Origin of the sequence: Bradyrhizobium zhengyangense (genome assembly GCF_022012555.1) — a bacterium.
GTDB classification, from domain to species: Bacteria; Pseudomonadota; Alphaproteobacteria; order Rhizobiales; family Xanthobacteraceae; genus Bradyrhizobium; species Bradyrhizobium zhengyangense.
The window spans coordinates 1-20,485 of the sequence record NZ_JAKLTZ010000017.1 but is presented as its reverse complement, the minus strand read 5'-3'; the positions used below and the strand labels follow the sequence as shown (position 1 = coordinate 20,485).

The 20,485-nt window shown below is 59.8% G+C and carries 15 protein-coding genes and 4 pseudogenes; 6 read left to right on the top strand and 13 right to left on the bottom strand.

Annotation, left to right across the window (positions count from 1 at the left end; all coding sequences use genetic code 11):
- Window positions 1-70 precede the first annotated feature (70 nt).
- The 4 genes from L6639_RS35910 to L6639_RS35895 all read right to left on the bottom strand — a co-directional run bounded on the left by L6639_RS35910 (window position 71) and on the right by L6639_RS35895 (window position 4,250).
- On the bottom strand, window positions 71-865 hold the full coding sequence (locus L6639_RS35910) for a phosphosulfolactate synthase (RefSeq protein ID WP_206733162.1): 795 nt from the start codon (window positions 863-865) through the stop codon (window positions 71-73).
- Window positions 865-2,142 (bottom strand): 2-methylaconitate cis-trans isomerase PrpF family protein, encoded by a 1,278-nt coding sequence (locus L6639_RS35905; RefSeq protein ID WP_206733161.1) that lies wholly within the window; start codon window positions 2,140-2,142, stop codon window positions 865-867. The genes L6639_RS35910 and L6639_RS35905 overlap by 1 nt, the downstream gene beginning before the upstream one ends.
- A complete protein-coding gene (locus L6639_RS35900) occupies window positions 2,087-3,499 on the bottom strand; it encodes an MmgE/PrpD family protein (RefSeq protein WP_128929697.1) in 1,413 nt (470 codons plus the stop codon). Before L6639_RS35900 ends, L6639_RS35905 begins: the two co-directional genes overlap by 56 nt.
- Before the next feature lie 574 nt (window positions 3,500-4,073).
- Window positions 4,074-4,250 carry a hypothetical protein gene (locus L6639_RS35895; protein ID WP_164933831.1) on the bottom strand — a complete coding sequence of 59 codons (177 nt, stop codon included), beginning with the start codon at window positions 4,248-4,250 and terminating at the stop codon, window positions 4,074-4,076.
- Window positions 4,251-4,605: 355 nt separating this feature from the next.
- On the opposite strand from L6639_RS35895, the gene L6639_RS35890 reads away from it, so the two are divergent.
- The 6 genes and pseudogenes from L6639_RS35890 (at window position 4,606) to L6639_RS35865 (ending at window position 13,852) form a co-directional block, all read left to right on the top strand.
- Entirely contained in the window at window positions 4,606-5,532 is a 927-nt protein-coding gene (locus L6639_RS35890; protein WP_164933830.1) for a Bug family tripartite tricarboxylate transporter substrate binding protein, read from the top strand.
- Window positions 5,533-5,628: 96 nt separating this feature from the next.
- Window positions 5,629-6,522 carry an IclR family transcriptional regulator domain-containing protein gene (locus L6639_RS35885; protein WP_128929699.1) on the top strand — a complete coding sequence of 298 codons (894 nt, stop codon included), beginning with the start codon at window positions 5,629-5,631 and terminating at the stop codon, window positions 6,520-6,522.
- A 25-nt stretch (window positions 6,523-6,547) separates the two neighbouring features.
- Window positions 6,548-10,303 (top strand): hydantoinase B/oxoprolinase family protein, encoded by a 3,756-nt coding sequence (locus tag L6639_RS35880; protein WP_128958244.1) that lies wholly within the window; start codon window positions 6,548-6,550, stop codon window positions 10,301-10,303.
- A 16-nt stretch (window positions 10,304-10,319) separates the two neighbouring features.
- Window positions 10,320-11,021: an RraA family protein gene (locus L6639_RS35875; protein ID WP_128929700.1), complete on the top strand. Its 702-nt coding sequence runs from the start codon at window positions 10,320-10,322 to the stop codon at window positions 11,019-11,021.
- A gap of 46 nt (window positions 11,022-11,067) precedes the next feature.
- Window positions 11,068-12,269 (top strand): annotated as a pseudogene (locus tag L6639_RS35870) (pyridoxal phosphate-dependent aminotransferase).
- Window positions 12,270-12,505: 236 nt separating this feature from the next.
- Window positions 12,506-13,852 carry an IS5 family transposase gene (locus L6639_RS35865; RefSeq protein WP_128929701.1) on the top strand — a complete coding sequence of 449 codons (1,347 nt, stop codon included), beginning with the start codon at window positions 12,506-12,508 and terminating at the stop codon, window positions 13,850-13,852.
- A 174-nt stretch (window positions 13,853-14,026) separates the two neighbouring features.
- Here L6639_RS35865 and L6639_RS35860 read toward each other — a convergent pair whose 3' ends face one another.
- The 9 genes and pseudogenes from L6639_RS35860 to L6639_RS35830 all read right to left on the bottom strand — a co-directional run.
- Window positions 14,027-15,436, bottom strand: coding sequence for a DUF2130 domain-containing protein (locus L6639_RS35860; RefSeq protein ID WP_128929702.1), 1,410 nt, complete (start codon window positions 15,434-15,436; stop codon window positions 14,027-14,029).
- Between the two features lie 595 nt (window positions 15,437-16,031).
- Window positions 16,032-16,211, bottom strand: a complete 180-nt coding sequence (gene tnpB, locus L6639_RS43560) for an IS66 family insertion sequence element accessory protein TnpB (RefSeq protein ID WP_128929704.1) — start codon at window positions 16,209-16,211, stop codon at window positions 16,032-16,034.
- A complete protein-coding gene (locus L6639_RS35855; RefSeq protein ID WP_232995589.1) occupies window positions 16,189-16,377 on the bottom strand; it encodes a hypothetical protein in 189 nt (62 codons plus the stop codon). Before L6639_RS35855 ends, tnpB begins: the two co-directional genes overlap by 23 nt.
- 65 nt (window positions 16,378-16,442) lie before the next feature.
- Window positions 16,443-16,541: pseudogene (locus L6639_RS35850) on the bottom strand (hypothetical protein); the annotation flags it as partial.
- Window positions 16,520-16,788: pseudogene (locus L6639_RS43740) on the bottom strand (IS110 family transposase); the annotation flags it as partial. The pseudogenes L6639_RS35850 and L6639_RS43740, both read right to left, overlap by 22 nt.
- Before the next feature lie 873 nt (window positions 16,789-17,661).
- A complete protein-coding gene (locus L6639_RS35845) occupies window positions 17,662-18,102 on the bottom strand; it encodes a VirK family protein (RefSeq protein ID WP_128929705.1) in 441 nt (146 codons plus the stop codon).
- Between the two features lie 197 nt (window positions 18,103-18,299).
- The gene (locus L6639_RS35840) at window positions 18,300-19,295 is read right to left on the bottom strand and encodes an IS4 family transposase (protein WP_237866325.1); all 996 of its coding nucleotides are present in this window, start codon (window positions 19,293-19,295) and stop codon (window positions 18,300-18,302) included.
- Window positions 19,271-19,786 carry an IS4/Tn5 family transposase DNA-binding protein gene (locus L6639_RS35835; RefSeq protein WP_232995591.1) on the bottom strand — a complete coding sequence of 172 codons (516 nt, stop codon included), beginning with the start codon at window positions 19,784-19,786 and terminating at the stop codon, window positions 19,271-19,273. The genes L6639_RS35840 and L6639_RS35835 overlap by 25 nt, the downstream gene beginning before the upstream one ends.
- A gap of 190 nt (window positions 19,787-19,976) precedes the next feature.
- Window positions 19,977-20,403, bottom strand: a pseudogene (locus tag L6639_RS35830) (IS66 family transposase); the annotation flags it as partial.
- Window positions 20,404-20,485: the final 82 nt, after the last annotated feature.

The following is a 20,485-nucleotide window of genomic DNA, read 5'->3' as shown; positions in this document are numbered from 1 at the left end:
CGTCAATTTCCTGCGCGCCGCATTTGCCGTCGCTGAACTTTGTTCGCAGTGATGCTGTGACTTAAGCGTATCACTCGGCGAGAATGGAATAATTGACAGCGCGACCTATCCCGCGACGCAAACCCTCCAGTCTCAGGGCCTGCCCGGGCGCGATATTGGCAAGATTGACATCCGGGCCGAAATCCTGCAGCAGGCCGACATGTTGTTTTGGGTAGCGGTACGGATCAGCCTCAATCAAAATTCGTTCGAACCAAGGCGCGGCCGCCAGCGCCTTGAGCAGATCGGGCGCGCTTTTTGCAGCCATGTCTATCTCGGACTGCTCCACGATAATATGGTCGACGCCTCGATTGGTTAACGAAGTGACGAGACCTTCAAGTTCTTCCATCCGCATCGGCTGCTCGGGGTTCTTACGCCCAAATTCGTAGATAACCGAAAGCCCAAGGCGCTGAAAGCGCTCGATGAACGAAAGACGCTCGTTGTCGTTCAGCGTGATGTAATTTTCCGAAATCTCCAGAGAAGTGAAGCCGATCGAACACAGATGACTACTGAAGCGATCGATTTCGTTGCGCTGATAAGCATATTCGAACAGAATGCCGCCTGAATAGCAGTTCACTCCCGAGTCGCGGTACAGTTTGACGATCCGCTGCACGACCGGTTTTGGCAAAAGCAGTGCGTTCATCGCATAGATCTTGGCGAAGTCGATATACTCGGCCGCGCAATCAAGCAGATCGGCCACGCCTCGCTCTCCCGTCCAACCGAAGCCGTCCGGACCGTAGTCGATAACCGCTGTCATCCCTCGCTTGCGGGGTTTCCCCTGGCGCGCGGGGGGAACAAAGCCATCGTCGTGCGATTGCATCTCACTCATCAAGCTATCTTTCTGGCCAGAGCAGCGGCCAGCTCCTCAAACTTCCGTCGGCGAATATACACGGCCCCATCCATAATGATCCGTGCCGTACGCTCGATTTGCGCGCTCTCGATGATCGGGCCACTTGCTCCCTGAGCGATACTCGAGGCTACTCGCAGCACGCCGCTCGGATGGCCAAGTCGGACGTTCTGCAACGGCTTGCCGATGGCTGCCGCAACTACCGAGTTCGGGACCGAGCAGGCCACTGCGGTACACACCGCACCGGTGACGGCGAGCGCCTTGTGGGGGCGCTGCATGGCGAGCTGCCGAACGCAGATATCGATGTCCGATGCCGCGACCTCATGGCCACCAATAGCCGAATAGGACCTCGGCGGCGAGACCATTATTACACGCGGAATGTTTGGGCTTTTGGTGCGGGCCTCGGCTTGATCTGTCACCAGACCGAGTTTAACAGCCGCCCATCCCCTAACCTGCTCCAAGCGGGACATTAGCATTTCGTTGATGCGTAGCGCGTCCGGCGACTCGGTGCCGACTGCCCCGACATCGACCGCGTTGACAAAAACGAATGGTGTGGCCGCGTCGATCAGTGACACTTCAATGGTCTTGCCATCGATCGATATAGCTTCGCGAGCGCGCCCCGTGGGCAATAGCTTGCCTGATACGGCGCCGGCACAATTGCCGAAATCTAAACGGATCGGCGCCCCCGTATCGGGCACACCGGCGATTGCGCAGTCGCCGTCTGACAGCGGCTCACCATCGCGAACCGGAATGCGGGATACCACGACCTGCCGAGTATTGGTGTTATATATCCGCACAATCGTTTCTGGCTCGACCGCATCGATCAAACCGCGACGGATAGCGAACGGCCCGACCGCGGCAAGCATGTTACCGCAGTTGCCACCTGTCGAAACCGAAGGATTATCAATGCCGACTTGGTAGAATGTATACTCGATCTCGGCATCCGGGCGCGACGACAACTTCACGACGGCGGCCTTGCTGGTCAGTGGATCTGCGCCACCGATACCATCGATCTGGCGGTCGTCCGGCGATCCATACGCCGCGAGCAGGACGGCAGCCCGTTGGACTTCATCCTGCGGCAGATCGTCGTCCAGGAACACGCCCCCCCGACTGGATCCCCCGCGCATAAATGTGCAGCGGATCGGGATTTGATCTCCGCCGCCCGCATTCATTGCGGACGGCATGACCGGATCGACGTTTGCGTTATGCTGCTCGAAGCGACGGCCCATTATCCACCACGGCAGCTTGAGGAACGACATCGGCCTTGGGTTGCTTTTCGAGCGACATCATGAGGTCGCTGATTCGACGTGCTTGCTTCTCTTCGATCACCATAGTCGTCATCGCCAAGAACTTCGCTTCCAGCTCGTCGGAGGTGAGAGGATTGGACGGTTCACCCTTCGGCTCGAGGGAGCTGCGAGTCACGACTTTGCCGTTCTTCAGCGCGATGTCGATCTGAGCCTGACGTCCGCCCAGTCCATAGGCCGCCTCCTTCTGCAACTCGATCTTCCCCATGCCCTCGTGGACAGCCGCCTGCTTGTAGCCGTCCCAATATTCCTTCAGGCCATTCTTTCCGGAGGCCAACGCCAGCGCGATGCTAAATTGCGTGCTGCCCATCGCCGCATTGAGGTTGGTAACTTTTGGCTTTGACGCCTGACGAATCGCAAGCTCGCTCATATGAACGGTAACACGATCGACATTGTCGAGACGCACGCCGTCGAGCGCGAACGCATCCTGCGCGAGGTCGATCGGGCCGTGGGCATATCGGCACGCCGCATGTGGCTTGAATCCGACTTCCATGATCGCGAAATGCTTGCCGAGGTTGTCTTGCAAGTCGTCGAGGCGGACACTGTCCGTGAAGGCATTCAAGAAGCCCTCGCGCGACTCTAGCACTTTCTTAGGACCGCTGAAGCCGCGGCTCGCCATGATCGCCGCGAGAACGCCGTTAAAGGCGGACTTACCGGGGCTAAAGGGTTTTGCCATGCAAGGATCGTCGAGATATGACTGAATGCCCGCCGACTGCATGCAAGCCAATCCGATGGCCCAGGCGATCTGTTCAGCATTGCAGCCCAGAAGCTTCGCGCACATAGCAGCAGCACCGATGGCTGAAACGGTTCCAGTCGTGTGATAACCGCGCTGGCGGTGACCGGGATTGATCGCTTTCGCGATTCGGATTGCCACGTCATAGCCTGCAACAACCGCCGTGAGGACGTCTTTACCTGAAGCGCCCGACAGTTCCGAAATTGCAAAGGCTGCCGGAACGAGAACGGAACCGGCCTTTATCAATCCAGAGCCATGCGCGTCGTCCAGCTCGATTCCGTGCCCCATCATCGCATTAACGAGCGCAGCATTGGGCGTCGGCACTTTCATGCCATGGCCAATGATGGTGCTCTGCGGCGTGCCGGCCCACTCTTTGACAAGCTCGATGACTTTATTTGCTGGCTCGCTGATAGCGGATGCAGCAATTTCATTACCAACGCCATCGCGCAGGATCAGCTTCGCCTTGTTGCTGACGTCAGCGGGAATTTCCTCGAACTTGAGCAAAGCAACGTGCTCAGCGAAACGCATCGTTAGGCCGATGAGGGCCTCAGATTGCTGGGGGGTCGACACAGAGGTCATCGAAAGGCTCCACAAAGATGATGGTAGTAGTGCATAATACTATCATTTGGCGATGTGTCAACGCTATCGGGTCTGAGCTCATGATGCGATCTCGCCCGCGGATTTCAGACGTGGCTCTGCTACAACTACTCATCTTGGCCTTTTAAGCTATCGGAACTGAACTTCCCGATGACGAAGCCATTGAAGGAGACGTCGCAAATCTAAGAAAAAGAGCGTGCGAGCGCCTTCAGGCAAGCATCGGCGGATATCGAAAGCTCCGCTGGGGCCGCTCTTTGATGCGTCGTTGCTGTGATTTTTCTGTGCGCATCCAGAAGACCCCAGATAGCGCAGGTAACGCTCGTCAGGGAGCGACGATGGCTTGCTGAGAGGCCTTCAATTCCACAGCAGCTGGTCGGCGACTCTGTTGGCTGGACGCACAAGTAGCCGCGCAGGACGTCCGAGAGCCACGCTTTGGGATCATCATCGGTCATCTTGCAGGTTCGATGATCGTGTAGACGCCCTCTAGCACGGTGATTACCGGCGTCTGAGCCGGCGAAGGTCGAGTTTCATCTGCCGGCCGACACCCTCGCGCTGTTCAGCAGCGTTGTTGGTGAGGGAAGCGGGTGAACGCGGCCCACCGGTTCAGCAGCAAGTTGATCGCTTTCGCGATGTCGGCGCGGTGCGCCGTTCGCCGGCGAATCCCTCGATCACCCCCGCGGTCGCCAGCGCAGTCGACGAACAGCTTGTCGCCGGCCGCACGCGACTGGCGCATCGCAAACCTCTCCGTCAGCATCCCGGAATTGTAGCGAGATCGTGTCGGCATCTGAGCGACCGGCGAAGAAGCTGCGCTATCGCCGCTCCTACCAACAGCGCGGAGGTCGGCATGCGCGCGAGGACTGTGCGTAATCTCGATACTTCGCTCAGCCTCTTCATCCTGGAAATGGATTCCGAGATTCTATTCTCGGGCGACGTCGGCATACCAGGGCGGGCACGGGACGACGTTTTTAGAGTTTGACGATCTCGTGCAATCTGTGCTCCACTACGTACAAATGTACGCTGAACGTACGAGCGGAGACAGCATGATTACGCGACGGTTATTCCACGTCGGCGTTATTGGGACGGCCGTCATGGCCAATGCGCCTTTTGCCCGGTCTGCCAGTTATCCGACCAGAACGATAAGGTTGGTCTGCCCATTCCCTGCCGGCGGCGTTGTCGACGTGCTGTCTCGGTCGCTAGGACAAACCCTTTCGACCGAGCTTGGCCAGACGGTGATCGTGGATAACCGCGCGGGAGCTGGGGGCATGATTGGCTCTTTAGAGGTCGCGCGCGCTAACCCTGATGGCCACACCTTGCTCTTCAATTCGTCGAGCCTTGTACAGGCGCCGGCCGTTGCCGCCCAGAAACTCTATGATGCGGTGGACGATTTCACGACGATCGGCTCGCTCGGCCGGACCGTGATGCCACTCGTGGTCCCCGCCCTGTCTCCCGCCAACACGATGGAAGAATTTGTCGCCTACGCTCGCGGCAAAAGACTTGCATACGGCACTTTTGGCGCCGGCACCACGAGCCATGCTTTTCAGCAGCTATTTTCCGACTATAACAAGCTCGAGATGGTTCATGTGCCCTACAAGGGCGAAGCGCCGATGCTCAACGATCTGTTGAGTAACCAAGTGGCCTGCGCAATGGGCACGATGAGCACGATAGCGCCTCAAATCGAGGCCCGTACGGTCAAAGCTTTGGCGATGCTATCGCCCGATGAAGTCGACGGCTTTGCAAACATTCCGACATTTAAGAACCTGGGCTATCCTGCCGAATTCGATTGGCGAGGCGGCTTCATTGGCCTGTTTGGTCCGGCAAAGCTTCCCGCGGAGATAACGGATATCCTCGAGAAGACTTTTACCAAGATCGTTTCAACCAGCGCGATGCAAAATATCATGAAGCAGAATTTCGTCGTCGGCAAGCCAAGCGTTGGTCGTGATGCCGCCTCCGAGGTCGCCGCGACGCAAGAAGCATGGACAAGTCTTGTCTCGCGGCTTGGCCTGGTTATTAACTGAAACTCAACAACCCGCCAGGAGTGAACTCCGTAATCTCGTAGAACGCCACGAGCGCAAAATGGACTTTGGCTGGTTGTCAGACGTCAGCTTCGACCCATGCAGGCACCTGCCGAATCACTGCACGCCGCAGATCGTCGTAGCCGACGCGGCAGAGACCCGGGGCTTCCGTCCAGCCGCGGAGAATGCAATATGACGAAGTTGCGAGCCGAAGACACCGAAAGACGTCAGGCAGCGGGCCGCGGGCCCGATTTCCTCGAAGTGCTATCGCGCAGCCTGAGCGTCATCGAGACACTTGGCAATCATCGCGAGCCTCCGACTATCAGCGATCTGGCAAGGGCGACGGATCTTCCCAAGCCGAGCGTCCGCAGGATCCTGCACACCCTGACCACGCTTGGCTATGCAGAGACTTCGGGTCGTACTTTCAGGCTGACGCCAAAGGTCGTCCGTTTTGCGACGTCCTACCTTGCGAGCGGCGGTCACGCCCAGGTGCTGCAGCCTGCCTGTGAAGAGCTCTCGCGGATCACAGGACAATCCTGTCTGGTCGGCGTCCTCGACGGCGCAGAGGTGCTCGTCGTCGCCTACACGATGCCCGAACAACTGATGTCGCGATCGCTAGGGGTGGGCACGCGGTTTCCCGCCTACTGCACCGCGGCCGGTCGCGTGCTGCTGGGCCAGAAGACCGAAAACGAGCTCACCTCCTACTTGGCGAAACTGAAGCCGGTCGCACAGACAGAGGCGACGCAGACCGATAAAGCAGTCATCAAGTCCGAGATCATGGCCGCGCGCAAACGCGGCTACAGCGTGATGGAAGACGAGTTCGTCATGGGATGGCGCACAGTTGCGTTCCCTTTGTATCGGCACGACGGCTCGATCTTCGGAACGCTTAATCTCAACTGCAAAAAATCGCCTACGCTGACCAATGACGAATTCGACCGCTTCGTCGGATTGTGCGGACGGAAAGCGGAATCATTGAAGTCGCTTCTCATATGAGCACCGGATCTGTCGGAGACATTCCTTGACCAAGAAGATCGAAACCCGCCTTGCCATTGACATCGGCGGCACGTTCACCGACGTGGTGCTCGATGGCCCCTTCGGCAGGGTCACCCGCAAGGTCCTCACTACGGTTGCGCAGCCCGAGGTCGGGTTGATGAACGGCGCGAAGCAGCTTCTCGCGACGGTCAACCTCGACTTCTCGAAAGTCGACGTCTTCATCCATGGCACGACGCTTGCGACGAACGCGGTGCTCGAACGTAAAGGCGCGAAGACGGCACTAATCGCGACCGCTGGCTTCCGCGACGTGTTGGAAGTCGGCAGTGAGGGGCGTTACGACCAGTACGATCTGCAACTAACCAAGCCTCTGCCGCTGATACCCAGAGAGCGCCGCTACACCGTGGCCGAGCGCATCGACGCAAAGGGCGACGTCAAGCTCGAACTGGATCTCGCGGAGCTCGCCGAAATCGTCAACAAACTCAGGAAAAGCCTTGTCGAGAGCGTGGCGATCGCTTTCCTGCATTCATATGCGAATTCGGAGCATGAACGGAAGGCCGCGCGCTTCCTCGCCGGGCAGATGCCCGACCTGTCGATCACAATGTCGTCCGACGTCTGCCCGGAAATCCGGGAGTACGAACGCACGTCAACAGCGGCCGCCAACGCCTACGTGAAGCCGCTCATCAACGGCTATCTTGAAAGGATGGAGGCGGCGCTCACGGCAGCGGGCTTCACCGGTCGGCTTTTCCTAGTGACGTCCGGAGGCGGTCTGACTTCCATCGAGACCGCCAAACGCTATCCGATCCGGCTGGTCGAGTCCGGCCCCGCGGGCGGAGCGATCTACGCCGCACAGCGCGCCCGCAGGCTTGGGGACAAGCGGGTCGTCTCTTTCGATATGGGCGGTACGACCGCAAAGGTCTGCCTAATTCAGGACGGCGAGCCGGTCACCGCCAACTCGTTCGAGGTCGACCGGACGCACCGCTTTATGAAGGGCAGCGGGCTGCCGCTGCGGATCCCAGCCGTCGAGCTCGTCGAGATCGGAGCGGGCGGCGGATCCATCGCAGGCGTCGACCGGCTCCGCAGGGTCACCGTCGGTCCGCAGAGCGCGGGCTCGCAGCCGGGGCCGGCCTGTTACCCGGGTGGTGGGTCCGGGGCGACAGTGACCGACGCCGACCTCGCGCTAGGGCTCTTGGATCCCGGCGCGTTCGCGGGCGGACGAGTTCAACTCGATCCGCAGGCAGCCTCCCGTGCGCTCGACGCCGCCGTTGGCAAGAAGCTCGGCCTTTCGAGCAAAACGGCGGCCTTCGCCATCACCGAGACCGTGTGCGAAAGCATGGCGAGCGCGGTCCGCGTGCACGCAGCCGAACGCGGCGAGCCCATCGCCGACTATACGATGATCGCATTCGGCGGTGCGGCCCCACTGCACGCCGCTTGGGTTGCCGAGAAGGTCGGCATCCGCAAGGTGGTCGTGCCGCGCAACGCGGGCGTCGGCTCGGCGGTCGGATTCCTAGAGGCGCCGATCTCCTTTGAACTGATCCGGAGCAAGCACGTCAATCTCGCTTCCGTCGATCCAGCCGAGATCGGCGCTTTTCTCGACGCCTTGGCGGCCGACACCATCGCCCTGGTGAAGACCGAGGGCGCAGAGCTCGTCGAGCGTTGCGTGGCGCACATGCGCTACGTGGGCCAGGGTCATGAAATCTCGGTTGTCCTGCCGGACCGGTCCAAGCCTCTGACGGGCACCGTGCTGCGCGAATGGTTTGAGGATCTCTACGGACGCCTCTTCACCCGGTTCATTCCGGGCGCTGCCATCGAGGTCCTGAGCTGGTCGGTGACTGTCTCGACGACGCGCAAATCCGTCGAACCGACAGCTCTCATTTGGAACATCGGCGAGCCATCGGATGCAGGCGTGCGCGAGGTCTTTGATGGCACGGCCTCGAAGTCCATCGTTGTCCCCGCCTACAATCGTTCGCAGATGGCAAATGGATTGACCATCCGCGGCCCGGCACTCATCGTGGAGGACGAGACCACGACCTTCATCACATCACGCTTCTCCGCCTCCATCGACGGGGACGGCAGCATCGTCATGCAGCGGATCGCCGCCTCGGAACAGGCGGTCGAAACCCGAAATCTAAATTCCGCGATCCACCATCAAGTCCTCTGGAATCGTCTGCTGGCCCTCGTTGAGGAGCAGGCGCAGATTCTGATCCGCACCGCCTTCAGTCCACTAGTCCGCGCCTGCGGCGACGTCTCGGTCGGCGTATTCGACCTTTACGGCCGGATGTTGGCGCAGGCCGTGACCGGCACGCCGGGCCACGTGAACACGATGGCAGAGTCCGTGAAACACTTTCTGGGTCGCTTTCCGACCACAACGATGAAGCCGGGCGACGCCTATATCACCAACGACCCGTGGCTCGGAACCGGCCACCTCAACGACTTCGTCGTTGTCACGCCTTGCTTCCACAAAGACAAGTGTGTCGCTCTGTTCGCCTGCACCAGCCATCTCATGGACATTGGCGGGCTGGGCGCGGGGACTGAAGCTCCGGACGTATTTGCGGAAGGTCTCTACATTCCGTTGATCAAGCTAATCGACGCCGGCACGGTCAACGAGACGCTCATGGCGGTGATCGAAGCTAACACGCGGCTTCCGGTCGACACCATCGGGGATACCTACTCGCTCGCGGCGTGCAACGATGTCGGCGTCAGGCGGCTTCAAGAGACAATGACAGAGTTTCGCCTCGATGATCTTTCGGAGCTCGCCGACTTCATTCTCGAGCGCTCCCGCCAAGCGGTGCTTAAGGAGATCGTGTCGCTTCCGAAGGGAACTTGGAGAAACGAGATGATCGTCGACGGCTACAACGAGCCGCTGACGCTCCGGGCCGCACTGACGATTAACGAGGACGGCATCGTTGTCGACTTTGCCGGCAGCGCCCCCGCGGTGATTAAGGGCATCAACGTTCCCTTGACTTACGCGACCGCCTACACGTCCTTCGCCATCAGTTGCGCCATCGCTGACGACATTCCCAACAATGCCGGATCTCTGTCCCTGTTGAAGGTCCTCGCGCCGGAGGGTTGCATCGTCAACGCCAGGAAGCCCTCGCCCGTCGGAGCGCGGCACGTGATCGGCCAGATGCTGCCGGATCTGGTGTTTGGCTGCCTCTTGCAAATCCTGCCGGAGCGCATCCCCGCCGAGGGCAGTTCGTGCATGTGGAATATCGCACTGCGCGGGACCTTCACAGTCGGAGAGCGCAAGGGGCGCAACTACTCGTTGACGGTTACCACCAGCGGCGGTATGGGAGCCCGCTTCACAAAGGACGGCTTGTCGGCGACAGCGTTCCCAACGGGCATCCAGTGCATGCCAATCGAGATCGCGGAAACGCAGATCCCCTTCGTGTTCTGGCGCAAGGAGCTCCGCATAGACAGCGGCGGTCCGGGGCGCACGCGCGGTGGTCTCGGCCAAATCATCGAGGTCGAGAACGCCGACGGCACCGCGTTCCGGCTCAGCGCCGCCTTCGAGCGCGTCAAGAATCCGGCGCGAGGACGCCTGGGCGGCGAGAACGGCGGGGCGGGCTATGTCGGCCTCGCGTCCGGACGGCCGATCGCCGGCAAGGGGCTTCAGACGATCGAGGCGGGCGACCGGCTGGTGATCCATACGCCCGGCGGTGGTGGTCTCGGCAACCCGAAGGAACGACCGGCGGCGTTGATCGAGAGGGACGTCTTCGAAGGACGTCTGTCGCAGGAAGCGGCCGCTCGTCTTTACGGCCACCGCGACCGCGAAGCTTCATGATCGAAAGAGAGCGGCGATGACGAATATTTCGACTGAGGCCCTGCTAACCCTCGAAAAGACGGCCGTCGCGACCGTCTCGACTGTCCTTCGGCAGAAGGGCTTCGCCCGTGTCTCGCTGCGCGGACCGCGGGCGCTGGTGGAAGGGCAGAAGCGCATCGCGGGGCCGGCCTACACGATGCGTTTTGTGCCGGCGCGCGAAGATATCACGACGACCATGGCCGTAGCCGGCCCCACGTCGCCGCGCACGGTCATGGAGAAGATTCCCGCCGGCGCCGTGGTGGTCGTGGATGCGATGGGGCTGCGGTCGGCCGGCGTGTTCGGCGACATCATCTGCGCTCGGATGCAGACGCGAGGCATCGCAGGTCTTGTCACCGACGGAGCGATACGCGACCTCGTCGGCATGAAGAAACTCAATTGGCCGATCTGGGCGGACGGCACCACCGCGCCGCCCTCGCCGTCCGAGTTCTTCTGTGCCGACACGCAGGTCGCGGTGGCGTGCGGCGGCGTTACGATATTTCCCGGCGACATCGTGGTTGCGGACGACGACGGTGCCGTCGTCGTGCCGGCCGCGATCGCAGAAGCCGTTGCGGTCGAAGCCTTCGAGAAAGATCGCTTCGAGGAGTGGGTCTACGATCAGGTGAAGGCGGGAGCATTGCTCGACGGTCTATATCCACCGAACGATGCGACCAAGGAACGCTACGCGAAAGAGAGGCGCTGATTCTATCGTCAGCGCCCTAATCAAAGGATTTTTCCAGGAAAGCAAGATGTCATTCGTGTCCGACGCGCTCGAGCGCATTCAACCCTCCGCCACTATCTTCGTCACGCGCAAGGCGCGCGAACTGAAGAAATCCGGCTGTGATGTCGTCTTCCTCTCCGTCGGGGAGCCCGACTTCGATACGCCGGACAACATCAAGGAGGCCGCCAAGGCGGCGATCGATAGGGGCGAGACCAAGTACCCAGGTACGCCCGGCGTGCCGGCGCTGCGGGAGGCAGTTGCCGCGAAGTTCAAACGGGAGAACGGGATCGACTACAAGCCGAGCGAAACCATCGTCGGGACGGGTGGCAAAAACGTGATCTTCAACGCGCTCCTTGCGACGCTCAACAAGGGCGACGAGGTCATCATTCCCGCGCCGTATTGGGTCAGCTATCCGGATCTCGTCCTGTTTGCTGGCGGCAGGCCAGTTTTGTGCCAACTTGTCTGTCTGACGGTTTCAAGGTGACCGCGGCGGCGCTCGAGGCGGCCATTACACCGCGCACGAAATGGCTGATTCTGAACTCGCCGTCGAACCCGACCGGTGCCGCCTACAGCGGCGATGAATTGAAGGCTCTTTCCGAGGTGCTGGTCCGGCATCCGCACGTATGGACGCTGTCGGACGACATCTATGAACATCTCACCTACGGCAATTTTGTCTTTACCACCATGGCGCAGGTCGAGCCGGCTCTCCGCGACCGAGTCCTCACGGTCAATGGCGTCTCGAAATCCTACGCGATGACCGGTTGGCGCATCGGTTACGCGGGTGGGCCCGAGAGGCTGATCAAGGAGCTCGAAAAGCTGCAGAGCCAGCAGACGTCGGGTGCCTGCTCGATCGCGCAATGGGCGGCTGTCGAAGCGCTAAACGGCCCGCAGGATTACATTGCCAAGAGTCGTTCTGTCTTCAAGGAGAGGCGCGATCTCGTCGTGTCGTTGTTGAACGAGGCGGATCATCTCAAATGCCCGGTTCCCGACGGGGCCTTCTACGTCTACCCGTCCTGTGCAGACGCGATCGGAAGGAGCACCCGCTCCGGTAAGTTCCTCCGGAACGACGAGGATTTTGCCGCGGCACTCCTCGAGGAGGAAGGCGCCGCGGTCGTGCATGGCGCCGCGTTCGGCCAGGGGCCGAATTTCCGATTGTCTTATGCGACCTCGACCGAGGTTCTCCTTGATGCCTGTGCACGCATTCAGCGGTTCTGCTCAGGGCTCAAGTAGGTCGGTTGTTGCGGGCGCCCAGGGTACGCACCTCAAGCCGCTACTCGCGCAGTTCGTCGCAAAAGTTAGTCGTCCGTGAAGAGCGGCTAAACGACTGAGCTGGGATCGCATTATTCGTTGTTGCCTGTTTTGGGATTGCAGGGTTTTGATGCTTCGGGCATCGGAACCCTGCAATTTCGTTTTGAGGATTCCATCGAATCGCCAGTCATGATTCCGTCCTCGCATCGGAGGTGGCGATGCGACCGAAGAAGCCCAAAGCGACGGGATCGGGCGATCTGTTCCGGGCCAGGCTGGACCAGATCATCAACATGAAGCACGAGCTGGTTCAGCTCGCCGGCAAGGTCGACTGGGACTGGATCGACGGCGAGATCGCGCCGCTCTACAGCGAGAACGGTCGGCCGGGCATCGCGACCCGCTTCATGATCGGGCTCTTGCTGCTCAAGCACATTTACGGCCTGTCCGATGAGGGGGTGTGCGAGCGCTGGGTCCACGACCCGTATTTCCAGTACTTCACCGGCGAAGAGTTCTTCCAGCACGCCTTCCCGCACGAGCGCTCGGACCTGAGCCACTGGCGCAAGCGGCTCGGCGACAAGCTGGAGCTGCTGTTGGCCGAGAGCCTGCGGGTGGCGCACGAGGCCGGCGCGTTACGCAGCCAGGACCTCAAGCGGGTCACAGTCGACACCACGGTGCAGCCAAAGGCCATCACCTTCCCGACCGATGCCAAGCTGCTGCACGCGGCAATCAAGGGGCTCAACCGCCTGGCGAGGAAGCACGGGGTCAAGCTGCGGCAGTCCTATCTTCGCATTGCCAAGACCGCGGCGATGATGGCGGGACGCTACGCCCACGCCAAGCAATTCAAGCGGCATCAGCGGCAGTTGCGCATCCTGCGCAGCCGGTTGGGCCGGATCATCCGCGATATCCGCCGCAAGATCGAAGGTCAGGCCGTGCTCGAGAACGCCTTCGCCCTGCCGCTCGGCAGGGCCTCGCAGATCCGCTCGCAGCAGCAGCGCCAGCGCGGCTGGAAGCTGTATTCCTTCCATGCTCCAGAGGTCGAGTGCATCGGCAAGGGCAAGGCCGCCGCACCCTACGAGTTCGGTGTCAAAGCCTCCATCGTCACCAACAACCGCCGTGCTCCAGGCGGCCTGTTCGTGCTGCACGCCAGGGCGCTACCCGATAACCCGTACGACGGTCACACCTTGCGGGACGTCATCGACCGCACCGAGACACTCACCGGCTGTGCGATCGAGCGGGCCTATGTCGACAAGGGATACCGCGGCCATGACGCGCAAAATCCTCGTCGCGTCTTCATTTCCGGCCAGAAGCGCGGCGTCTTCGGTGTCATCAAGCGCGAGTTGCGCCGCCGCTCCGCCATCGAGCCCATCATCGGACACCTGAAGACCGATGGTCACCTCGGCCGATGCTACCTCAAAGGCCGCCCCGGCGATGCGGCTAACGTCATCCTCTCCGCCGTCGGTCACAACTTCCGCCGGGTCCTCGCCTGGCTGAGGGCTCTTTGGTGCCTGATCCTGACCACCTTCATCGCGGCCGCCAGCGACCGCTCATCGCTACAATCGGCTTCTTAACGGACGACAAGTTAAGGACAATGTGATTGCGACCGCGCCGCCGGCCGCCATTGCGGCAATCGTCGCCTTGTTTTTGGTCATATCTTCGGCTAACGGCCCGCCTTCTTCAGTCAGGCCGTGACATCGTGAATTCGAAAACACGATTTTACGCGCAGACTCAATACTTCGACCGCCTCACTCCGCGGCTTCGGCAGGCGCGCTCTTAAGCTCCGCAAATTTCGCAGCCATTGTCGGATTGCCCCGAGTTAGCTTCTTAATCGTCACGTCCTGTGCCTTGTCATTGGCAAGACGCAGGTTGCGATCCGCACCGATCAAGGCATCCTTCGTCTTCTGCAGATGATCGATCGACTTGTCGATCTCCGTAAGAGCCGTCTGAAAGTGCCGGGAAGCAAGATCATAGTTCTTTGAGAATGCGGTTTTGAACGATTCGAGCTGGTTCTCAAACTGGGTTATATCGACATTCTGCGCTTTCACGAGCGCAAGCTCGGTTTTGTACTTCAGCGAATTGACTGCCGCGTTCCTTAGGAGCGTAATCATAGGCAGGAAGAACTGCGGCCGGATGACATACATTTTTGGGTAGCGGTGGAAGACGTCGACGATGCCGGCATTGTAAAGCTCGTTGTCCGGTTCAAGCAATGAGACCAAGATAGCGTACTCGCAGCCCTTCTCGATGCGATCCCGGTCAAGTTCTTTGAGAAAGTCTTCGTTTTTGCTTTTCGTCGCGGTCTTATCGCTCTCGTTCTTCATCTCGAACATGATCGAAATGATTTCAGTGCCTGCCTCGTCCGAGTCGCGGAAAATGTAATCGCCCTTGCTGCCGGTCCGCGCGTCGTTGTCCTTCTCGAAATAAGCGCGCGGAAAAGCCATCGACCGGACCCGGTTAAACTCAGTCTCGCAGTGTTGCTCGAGGGTCTCGCCCACCATCTTGGTCGAGAGGCGGGCCTTCATATCCTTGAGACGCTCGATGGCGTCGTCGCGATCTTTGATCTGGGTTTCGTACTTATCCTTCAACGATTGCTCGGAGAGCTGCTTTTCGAGCTGTACTCGACTGATGCCGCTTTTCAGCTCATCACGCTCTTTTTCGAGGGCACCTACCGCTTCAGTCACGGCGAGCTTCTTCTCAAGCTCAACTGCCTGAACCTTCGCCTTCAGATCCTGGATCTCCCTTTCCTTGGCAGTAGCAATCTTGTGCTGCTCGCTCGCCAGGAGCGCGTCAGCAAGCTCCGAGGCCGCCTTCTTTTCGCGCTCGGACTCAGCTAGCGCGTTCGCGAGTCTATCCCGCTCCTTTTCGACGGCGCTGAGCGCTTCAGCAACCGCGAGCTTCTGGGCAACGCCGCTCCCCTCAAGCTTGGACTTTAATTCCTGGATTTCAGCGTCCTTAGCAGCCGTGGTCTTCTGCAGATCGCTGCTTACCTGGGCCTTGGCCAATTCAACGGCGCTCTGCTTGTCACGCTCGGCCAGCTCCAACCGTTCGTGGAGCTGCTGAGCGAAATCCGCGTCACGGACTTGCTTCAGGATGTCCGCGTAACCGGCTTCATCAACCTTGAAGGCCTTGTCACAGTGGGGACAGATGATCTCGTGCATGGTTCCTGGCCGGATCGTGGCGCTGCTGTTGTCATTGAAAAGGGACGGACCGGCAGAATCGGACCCCAGGAGAACAAAATTAGAACGAGCGAACTTGGAACGTCAAGTCAAGCCCAGCAAGTTCTGGGCGCTTTGCTTGGACTATCCCCCGCTTTCATGAACGCCATAGGTCGGCCCAGATCACGACATTCGCTTTGATGACCACCAGTGCTCATGTCAATCAGAGTGTCCATTCCGAATCGTCCTTGCGGCAGGGCGGTATTGATCCCGACTGTGTTCGCGTCGCTGCTTTGCGCCGCGCTAAAACACGACACGGCCACGCTCCCCTCCGGCCAGCGCATCCAGATCGACCTTCGCCTGGCGGCACGAGCATCGACAATAAGTACGCCTCGATCGCGCGGATCGTCGCGCAGCGCCGCGATGCTCATGCGCTATTTCGAGCATATCGCGGCCGCGCCTGCTACGTTCAAAGTAGCTTTCGAGTCATTCTGCCGCAGTTGTCCCGCCGCCTGCGGGCGCCGTGCTTCTTCCGGACGGACTAACCTCCAATCCAGCCCCTCGAAAAAGGCCGCGAACATCGCCCGCGACATCCGCATCACGCCGTCCGCAATCGTTGGCCTCGGTTCGATCGGAACACGAAGGCCGCGCCGAGGAACGGGTCGAGACGAAGCATCTCCTGCACCTCCGTCGCAAGCCCATCATGGCCGCCGCGGAAGTCGATCGGCCGCGTTGCAAATCCGCACCAGCCGCGATCATCGTGACGCTCGCACCGCACGGATTACCCGGGACAGCTGCTCGGCATCAATGGCCATATCCGTCCGCAGCACGACATCGCCGATCGCGATCTCAAGCTTGATCGCCGGAACCTGACGCTCCTCCAACGCACCTTCCACGACCAGCGGCGCGAATGTCGGCTGCGACGCTTCGCACGGCGGCAACATGTCTCGCTGTCGCAACCCCCTCGCCAATCGTAGATCTGCCAGCGCGTCGCTCCGTGCTTGCGCGCCACCTCGGACACCTGAGCACCGGGCAACAGACTCTCGGCGACGATCCGAGCTCTCTCTGTCGCGCGGCGATCAGGGTGGATGGCGCCACCACCGTGCATTCGTGGCCGAGCGATTGGATCAGACGATAAAGGCCATGGCCCGTCGGGCCGGCCTCGTAACAGAAGTGGATGCGATTAAACCGGCTGGCGAATCCACACTATAATACAATACGGCGCACGTTAACGTCCGAAGCATCGACTTCACCGAAGAAGCGAACCCCTCCCTCCCAGCCTGCCTCCGCAATCGCGACGGCATTTCTCAGTTTGGCGACACGATTCCAACAAATGCTTCCCTATAATCCGCCACGGCGCCTCGGCTCGGACCTAAGCAACCTCGGACACGCAGTGTAGGGCGAACGACCCCACCGGCAGAGACGGACATGCGGTCTTACAATCAATTCCTGCCATGACGATGAGATCAATCTATTCCTTTACCGCTTGGAGCGATGAGGCCGGCTTCGACCAGCAGTTTTCCCCGAGAGAGTTCCATCACCCATGTCGTGAGCCTGACTACCATCTCGGGATATATACTCCTGCGAACGTTTAGCATGGCGCCTTGCGCCGCCTAGTGCAAGGCGCACTGGCCCGGCACTCGCGACGTTCTGACCACAACGTTCTGCGTAAGCGGCCCCCCTAGTGTCGGCACGCCCCCGGGTAACTGTTGCAAACATACTGGCCAAATGGATATGGAGCAAGATCTTCACATCCATTAGGGTCGCCGACGCAAGGACTTGATGGTCCGGCTCCGAGTGCATCGGCGTTGAGATGCTGTCTTGCGACGTAGACGAAAGACGTCGCCGCCAGCGCGAGGGCGAGGACGATCGCCGATATAATCCAAACGTTCTTCATTCCAGCCGTAACTTCCTTAGGTTGACTCGGTGACGCTTAGCCAAATGGTAACAACGCGGAGCTCAACTCGAGCGCAATTGAGCTTTCATTTCTTGGCTGCTCCACACCTCGGCCTTTGTGATGGCGAGGCTCTTCGCGTCTCCGGCTTGCGACCAGTCAGCGGCAGTCGACTCCGAACGGGTAAGTCGAGCTGCAAACCACGTTCTCATCTGCTCCGGTCAGCAAATCTCTTGAGATCGCGCCGATCACGATCTCTGTTGCGCTTCTTTGCTGACGCCCCGGGTGGCCGATGCCGAACGGCAGCTCGGCCCCTCGACGGCGGCTATTGCCCTTACCAAAGGAACTTCGCGCCGTCTGGCAGCTCGCAGACAAATTCACCCTGGATCACGGCTTCGGCCGCGCCAGCAACCAACTTTGAGGCCTTTACCTTGAGCTTGCCTTCGCGGTTAAGGCTGTGGCGGATGTATTCGGTAACAGGGTGTCCTGAGTCGTCCAAGGTTTGATGCACATTGGCGAAGCTGATTCCGTTCTGCGCGCTAACCCTGAAGGCGCTGATAATCAGACCACCTTGCATGGCTGGTCCGGGCTGACCGCCATCAACGGTTGTGCAACGATCGAGATCTAGTATTAGCGTTACTACCTTGCCGGCCCGCAGGGCACTTAGCACGTCTACATATTTTGCAGAAGGCTCGCCGGCCTTCGCTGTCGTGCTTACGCTTGCCACTAAAAGCAAGGAAGACAGTCTCGTTAGACATGTGATATTGAGCCGCATATGCTCTTCTCCAATACAAGACTCACATACGTAGCAGTACCCGTCTCGTCTCGTGCTCGGAGACTTTGGCGGGCACCGAACGTCAGGCGAACGTCGCCGTTGCGATAAACAGCATGCGCTACTACCGTACGCAAGTGGTTGCGAACGCAAACCTAACGTCACAATCTCGTATGTAAGGTACGCATACGACGAAGCTTTCAATTACCCACATTTCCAGCCGCTGCAATTTCGGCACCGAGTTTGATATCTGTGAGTCTCGAGAGACAGCGCCAGATGACAACATTTCCCGGTGGCGGATCGGCTGCCCGGGCCAAGTAGCCCCCTAATCGTGCAAGTTTGGTAAGATAAAATGCAAGGGTTCCAGGCCGACATCGTCGATGGCTGGCGCCGCTGATGAGTTGATCGAGCAATGCGATCTCGGTGTCTGTCAGTGCGAGCTTCGGTGACGCGTTTGGGGCGAGGCGATTGAGCATGGTGAGCCAGAGGACGCGCCAGCTGAGAATGCAGAAGACTGCCATTAGATTGGCAAGTCGCTCCGCGGTCCGGAGTTTTGAGTCTTCCGCCTTACAACCCGATTTCAGGATCTTGTGGAACGCCTCGATTTTCCACCGCATGGCGTACCAGTTGATCTTCTCGATTGCCTCCGAGCGCCTGCGGACGGCTAGGTCCGTGATGAGCTTCCACTCAATCGGTTTACGGCCCTTTGGCGTACCGCGCTCAGTGGCATGGATTATAGTAAGGTCGAGGGCTGGATAATGTTTCTGCTTCCCGATGGGAGGCAAGACCGCGATCCGCTTGAACTTGATTTCCAGCGCGGCCTTCGTCGTCTCGCCCTTGTCGTTGCGCACGTCGATGTAATGCAAGCCTTTGACGCTGGTCTCTTCCATCTCGGTTGCAATCGTATGACCGCCATCGCCTGCCAGCCGATCGACGCAGGCGCGGACAAGGAAGTGAGCGCCAAGCTCTTGCGTCAGGCAATACAATTCGTCGATGTCGCTTTCACGGTCACCGATATGAATGCAACGCTCCGGCTGTCGGAGCCGCTCGATCGATTGCCTGAGATTGTCGAGCCAGCGAACGCTCTCCTTCTTCTCGATCGGAACGCGGGTCGGGTTGATCTTCTTCTTGAGCTGCGCCCTGCCTTTGAACTTTTTTCGTGTCCAGAACTTCACCGCCGCCAATCCCAGCGGCAAGCCTCGACAGTCACAGCGAGACTGGAATGCATCAGCATTCCGCAGACCGTGTGATGGCGCCAACGACCGTCCTTGTTCCGACCGCTGTTGACGCTCTTGGTTAGGCCAATGGCGCTCGTGTTCGCGCGTTGATAGGAGAATTCCGTCGTGTCCTGAATGAGGAGAATTGGGCCTGTACAATCATCGTAACGTGCGCGTGTGGCGGCGAAGTGGCCGCTGAGGATGTCGGCTTCCTCCACGCGCTCGTTGGCGAAGAAGCGGTAGGCCGCCTTCGTGTTCGCCCAGTCCTGACGCGCGAACGGTATGCTCCCGCCCATACCGTCACCAATTTGCTTCAACAGCTCGCCAAATCGTTGACCAAGACGAGCATCCTTGAAAGCTGTCTTGTCGATCTCGCGCTCCGTCCAGTGTTCGACGGCGCTTTCATCACCATCATCCTGGCGACCATCCGGGCCGGCCGACCAACGAGATGTCGTTCCACTTGAACACATCAAGGCACCTCGCCGTCGCGATTCAGGTGCTCGACAATGAATCACAAGCGATTCATCCGATTCAAGATTTTTCGATCAGGGCTACCGCAATCGAATAAAGCATTCGTGGGTAATTGAAAGACGACGAAGGTCGCCTGATTGACGCATGCGCGCGGGGGCCGGGTAGCGCTATGATAGCGCTGCGTGAAGGTTAGGCAGCTTGCTGATCGGTAGGTTCGTCGGCTTGGCGCGGGAGCTTCCATTCCCAGGGCAGCAGTTCGTGCAGACGCGAAGCGGGAAGATCGACGATCCGGGCGAGGACGTCGGCAAGCCCGGCTTTGGGATCGACATCGTTAAGACGACAGGTAGTGATCATCGTCAGCATGATGGCGGCGCGTTCGGCGCCGCGCAGGCTGCCGGCGAAGGTTCAATTGCGCCTTCCCAAGGCGATGCCGCAGCGCTCTTTCGGCGGCATTGTTGCTGAGGCAGATCCTGCCATCGTCGAGGAAGCGCGCAAAGTCGGCCCAGCGCCTGAGCATGTAATTCATAGGCTTCAGGACCTCGGAAGAGCGCGAGAGGGTTTCTCGCTCGCGCAGCAGCCAGGCGTGCATGTCGTCGAGCAGCAGCTTGCTTCGCGGTGTGCGCCGCTTGAACTTCTCCCTTGGCATCACAACGACTGGTTCCTGCAGTTCTCTACAAGAGCCTGTATCCAGATCGCGT

What these genes read in the sequence shown, in the direction of transcription:
- L6639_RS35910 (WP_206733162.1), bottom strand. Translation starts at nt 865, where the DNA reads ATGAGTGAGATGCAATCGCACGACGATGGCTTTGTTCCCCCCGCGCGC.
- L6639_RS35905 (WP_206733161.1), bottom strand. Translation starts at nt 2,142, where the DNA reads ATGTCGTTCCTCAAGCTGCCGTGGTGGATAATGGGCCGTCGCTTCGAG.
- L6639_RS35900 (WP_128929697.1), bottom strand. Translation starts at nt 3,499, where the DNA reads ATGACCTCTGTGTCGACCCCCCAGCAATCTGAGGCCCTCATCGGCCTA.
- L6639_RS35895 (WP_164933831.1), bottom strand. Translation starts at nt 4,250, where the DNA reads ATGCGCCAGTCGCGTGCGGCCGGCGACAAGCTGTTCGTCGACTGCGCT.
- L6639_RS35890 (WP_164933830.1), top strand. Translation starts at nt 4,606, where the DNA reads ATGGCCAATGCGCCTTTTGCCCGGTCTGCCAGTTATCCGACCAGAACG.
- L6639_RS35885 (WP_128929699.1), top strand. Translation starts at nt 5,629, where the DNA reads ATGCAGGCACCTGCCGAATCACTGCACGCCGCAGATCGTCGTAGCCGA.
- L6639_RS35875 (WP_128929700.1), top strand. Translation starts at nt 10,320, where the DNA reads ATGACGAATATTTCGACTGAGGCCCTGCTAACCCTCGAAAAGACGGCC.
- L6639_RS35865 (WP_128929701.1), top strand. Translation starts at nt 12,506, where the DNA reads ATGCGACCGAAGAAGCCCAAAGCGACGGGATCGGGCGATCTGTTCCGG.
- L6639_RS35860 (WP_128929702.1), bottom strand. Translation starts at nt 15,436, where the DNA reads ATGCACGAGATCATCTGTCCCCACTGTGACAAGGCCTTCAAGGTTGAT.
- L6639_RS35855 (WP_232995589.1), bottom strand. Translation starts at nt 16,377, where the DNA reads ATGTTGCCGCCGTGCGAAGCGTCGCAGCCGACATTCGCGCCGCTGGTC.
- L6639_RS35845 (WP_128929705.1), bottom strand. Translation starts at nt 18,102, where the DNA reads ATGCGGCTCAATATCACATGTCTAACGAGACTGTCTTCCTTGCTTTTA.
- L6639_RS35835 (WP_232995591.1), bottom strand. Translation starts at nt 19,786, where the DNA reads ATGTGTTCAAGTGGAACGACATCTCGTTGGTCGGCCGGCCCGGATGGT.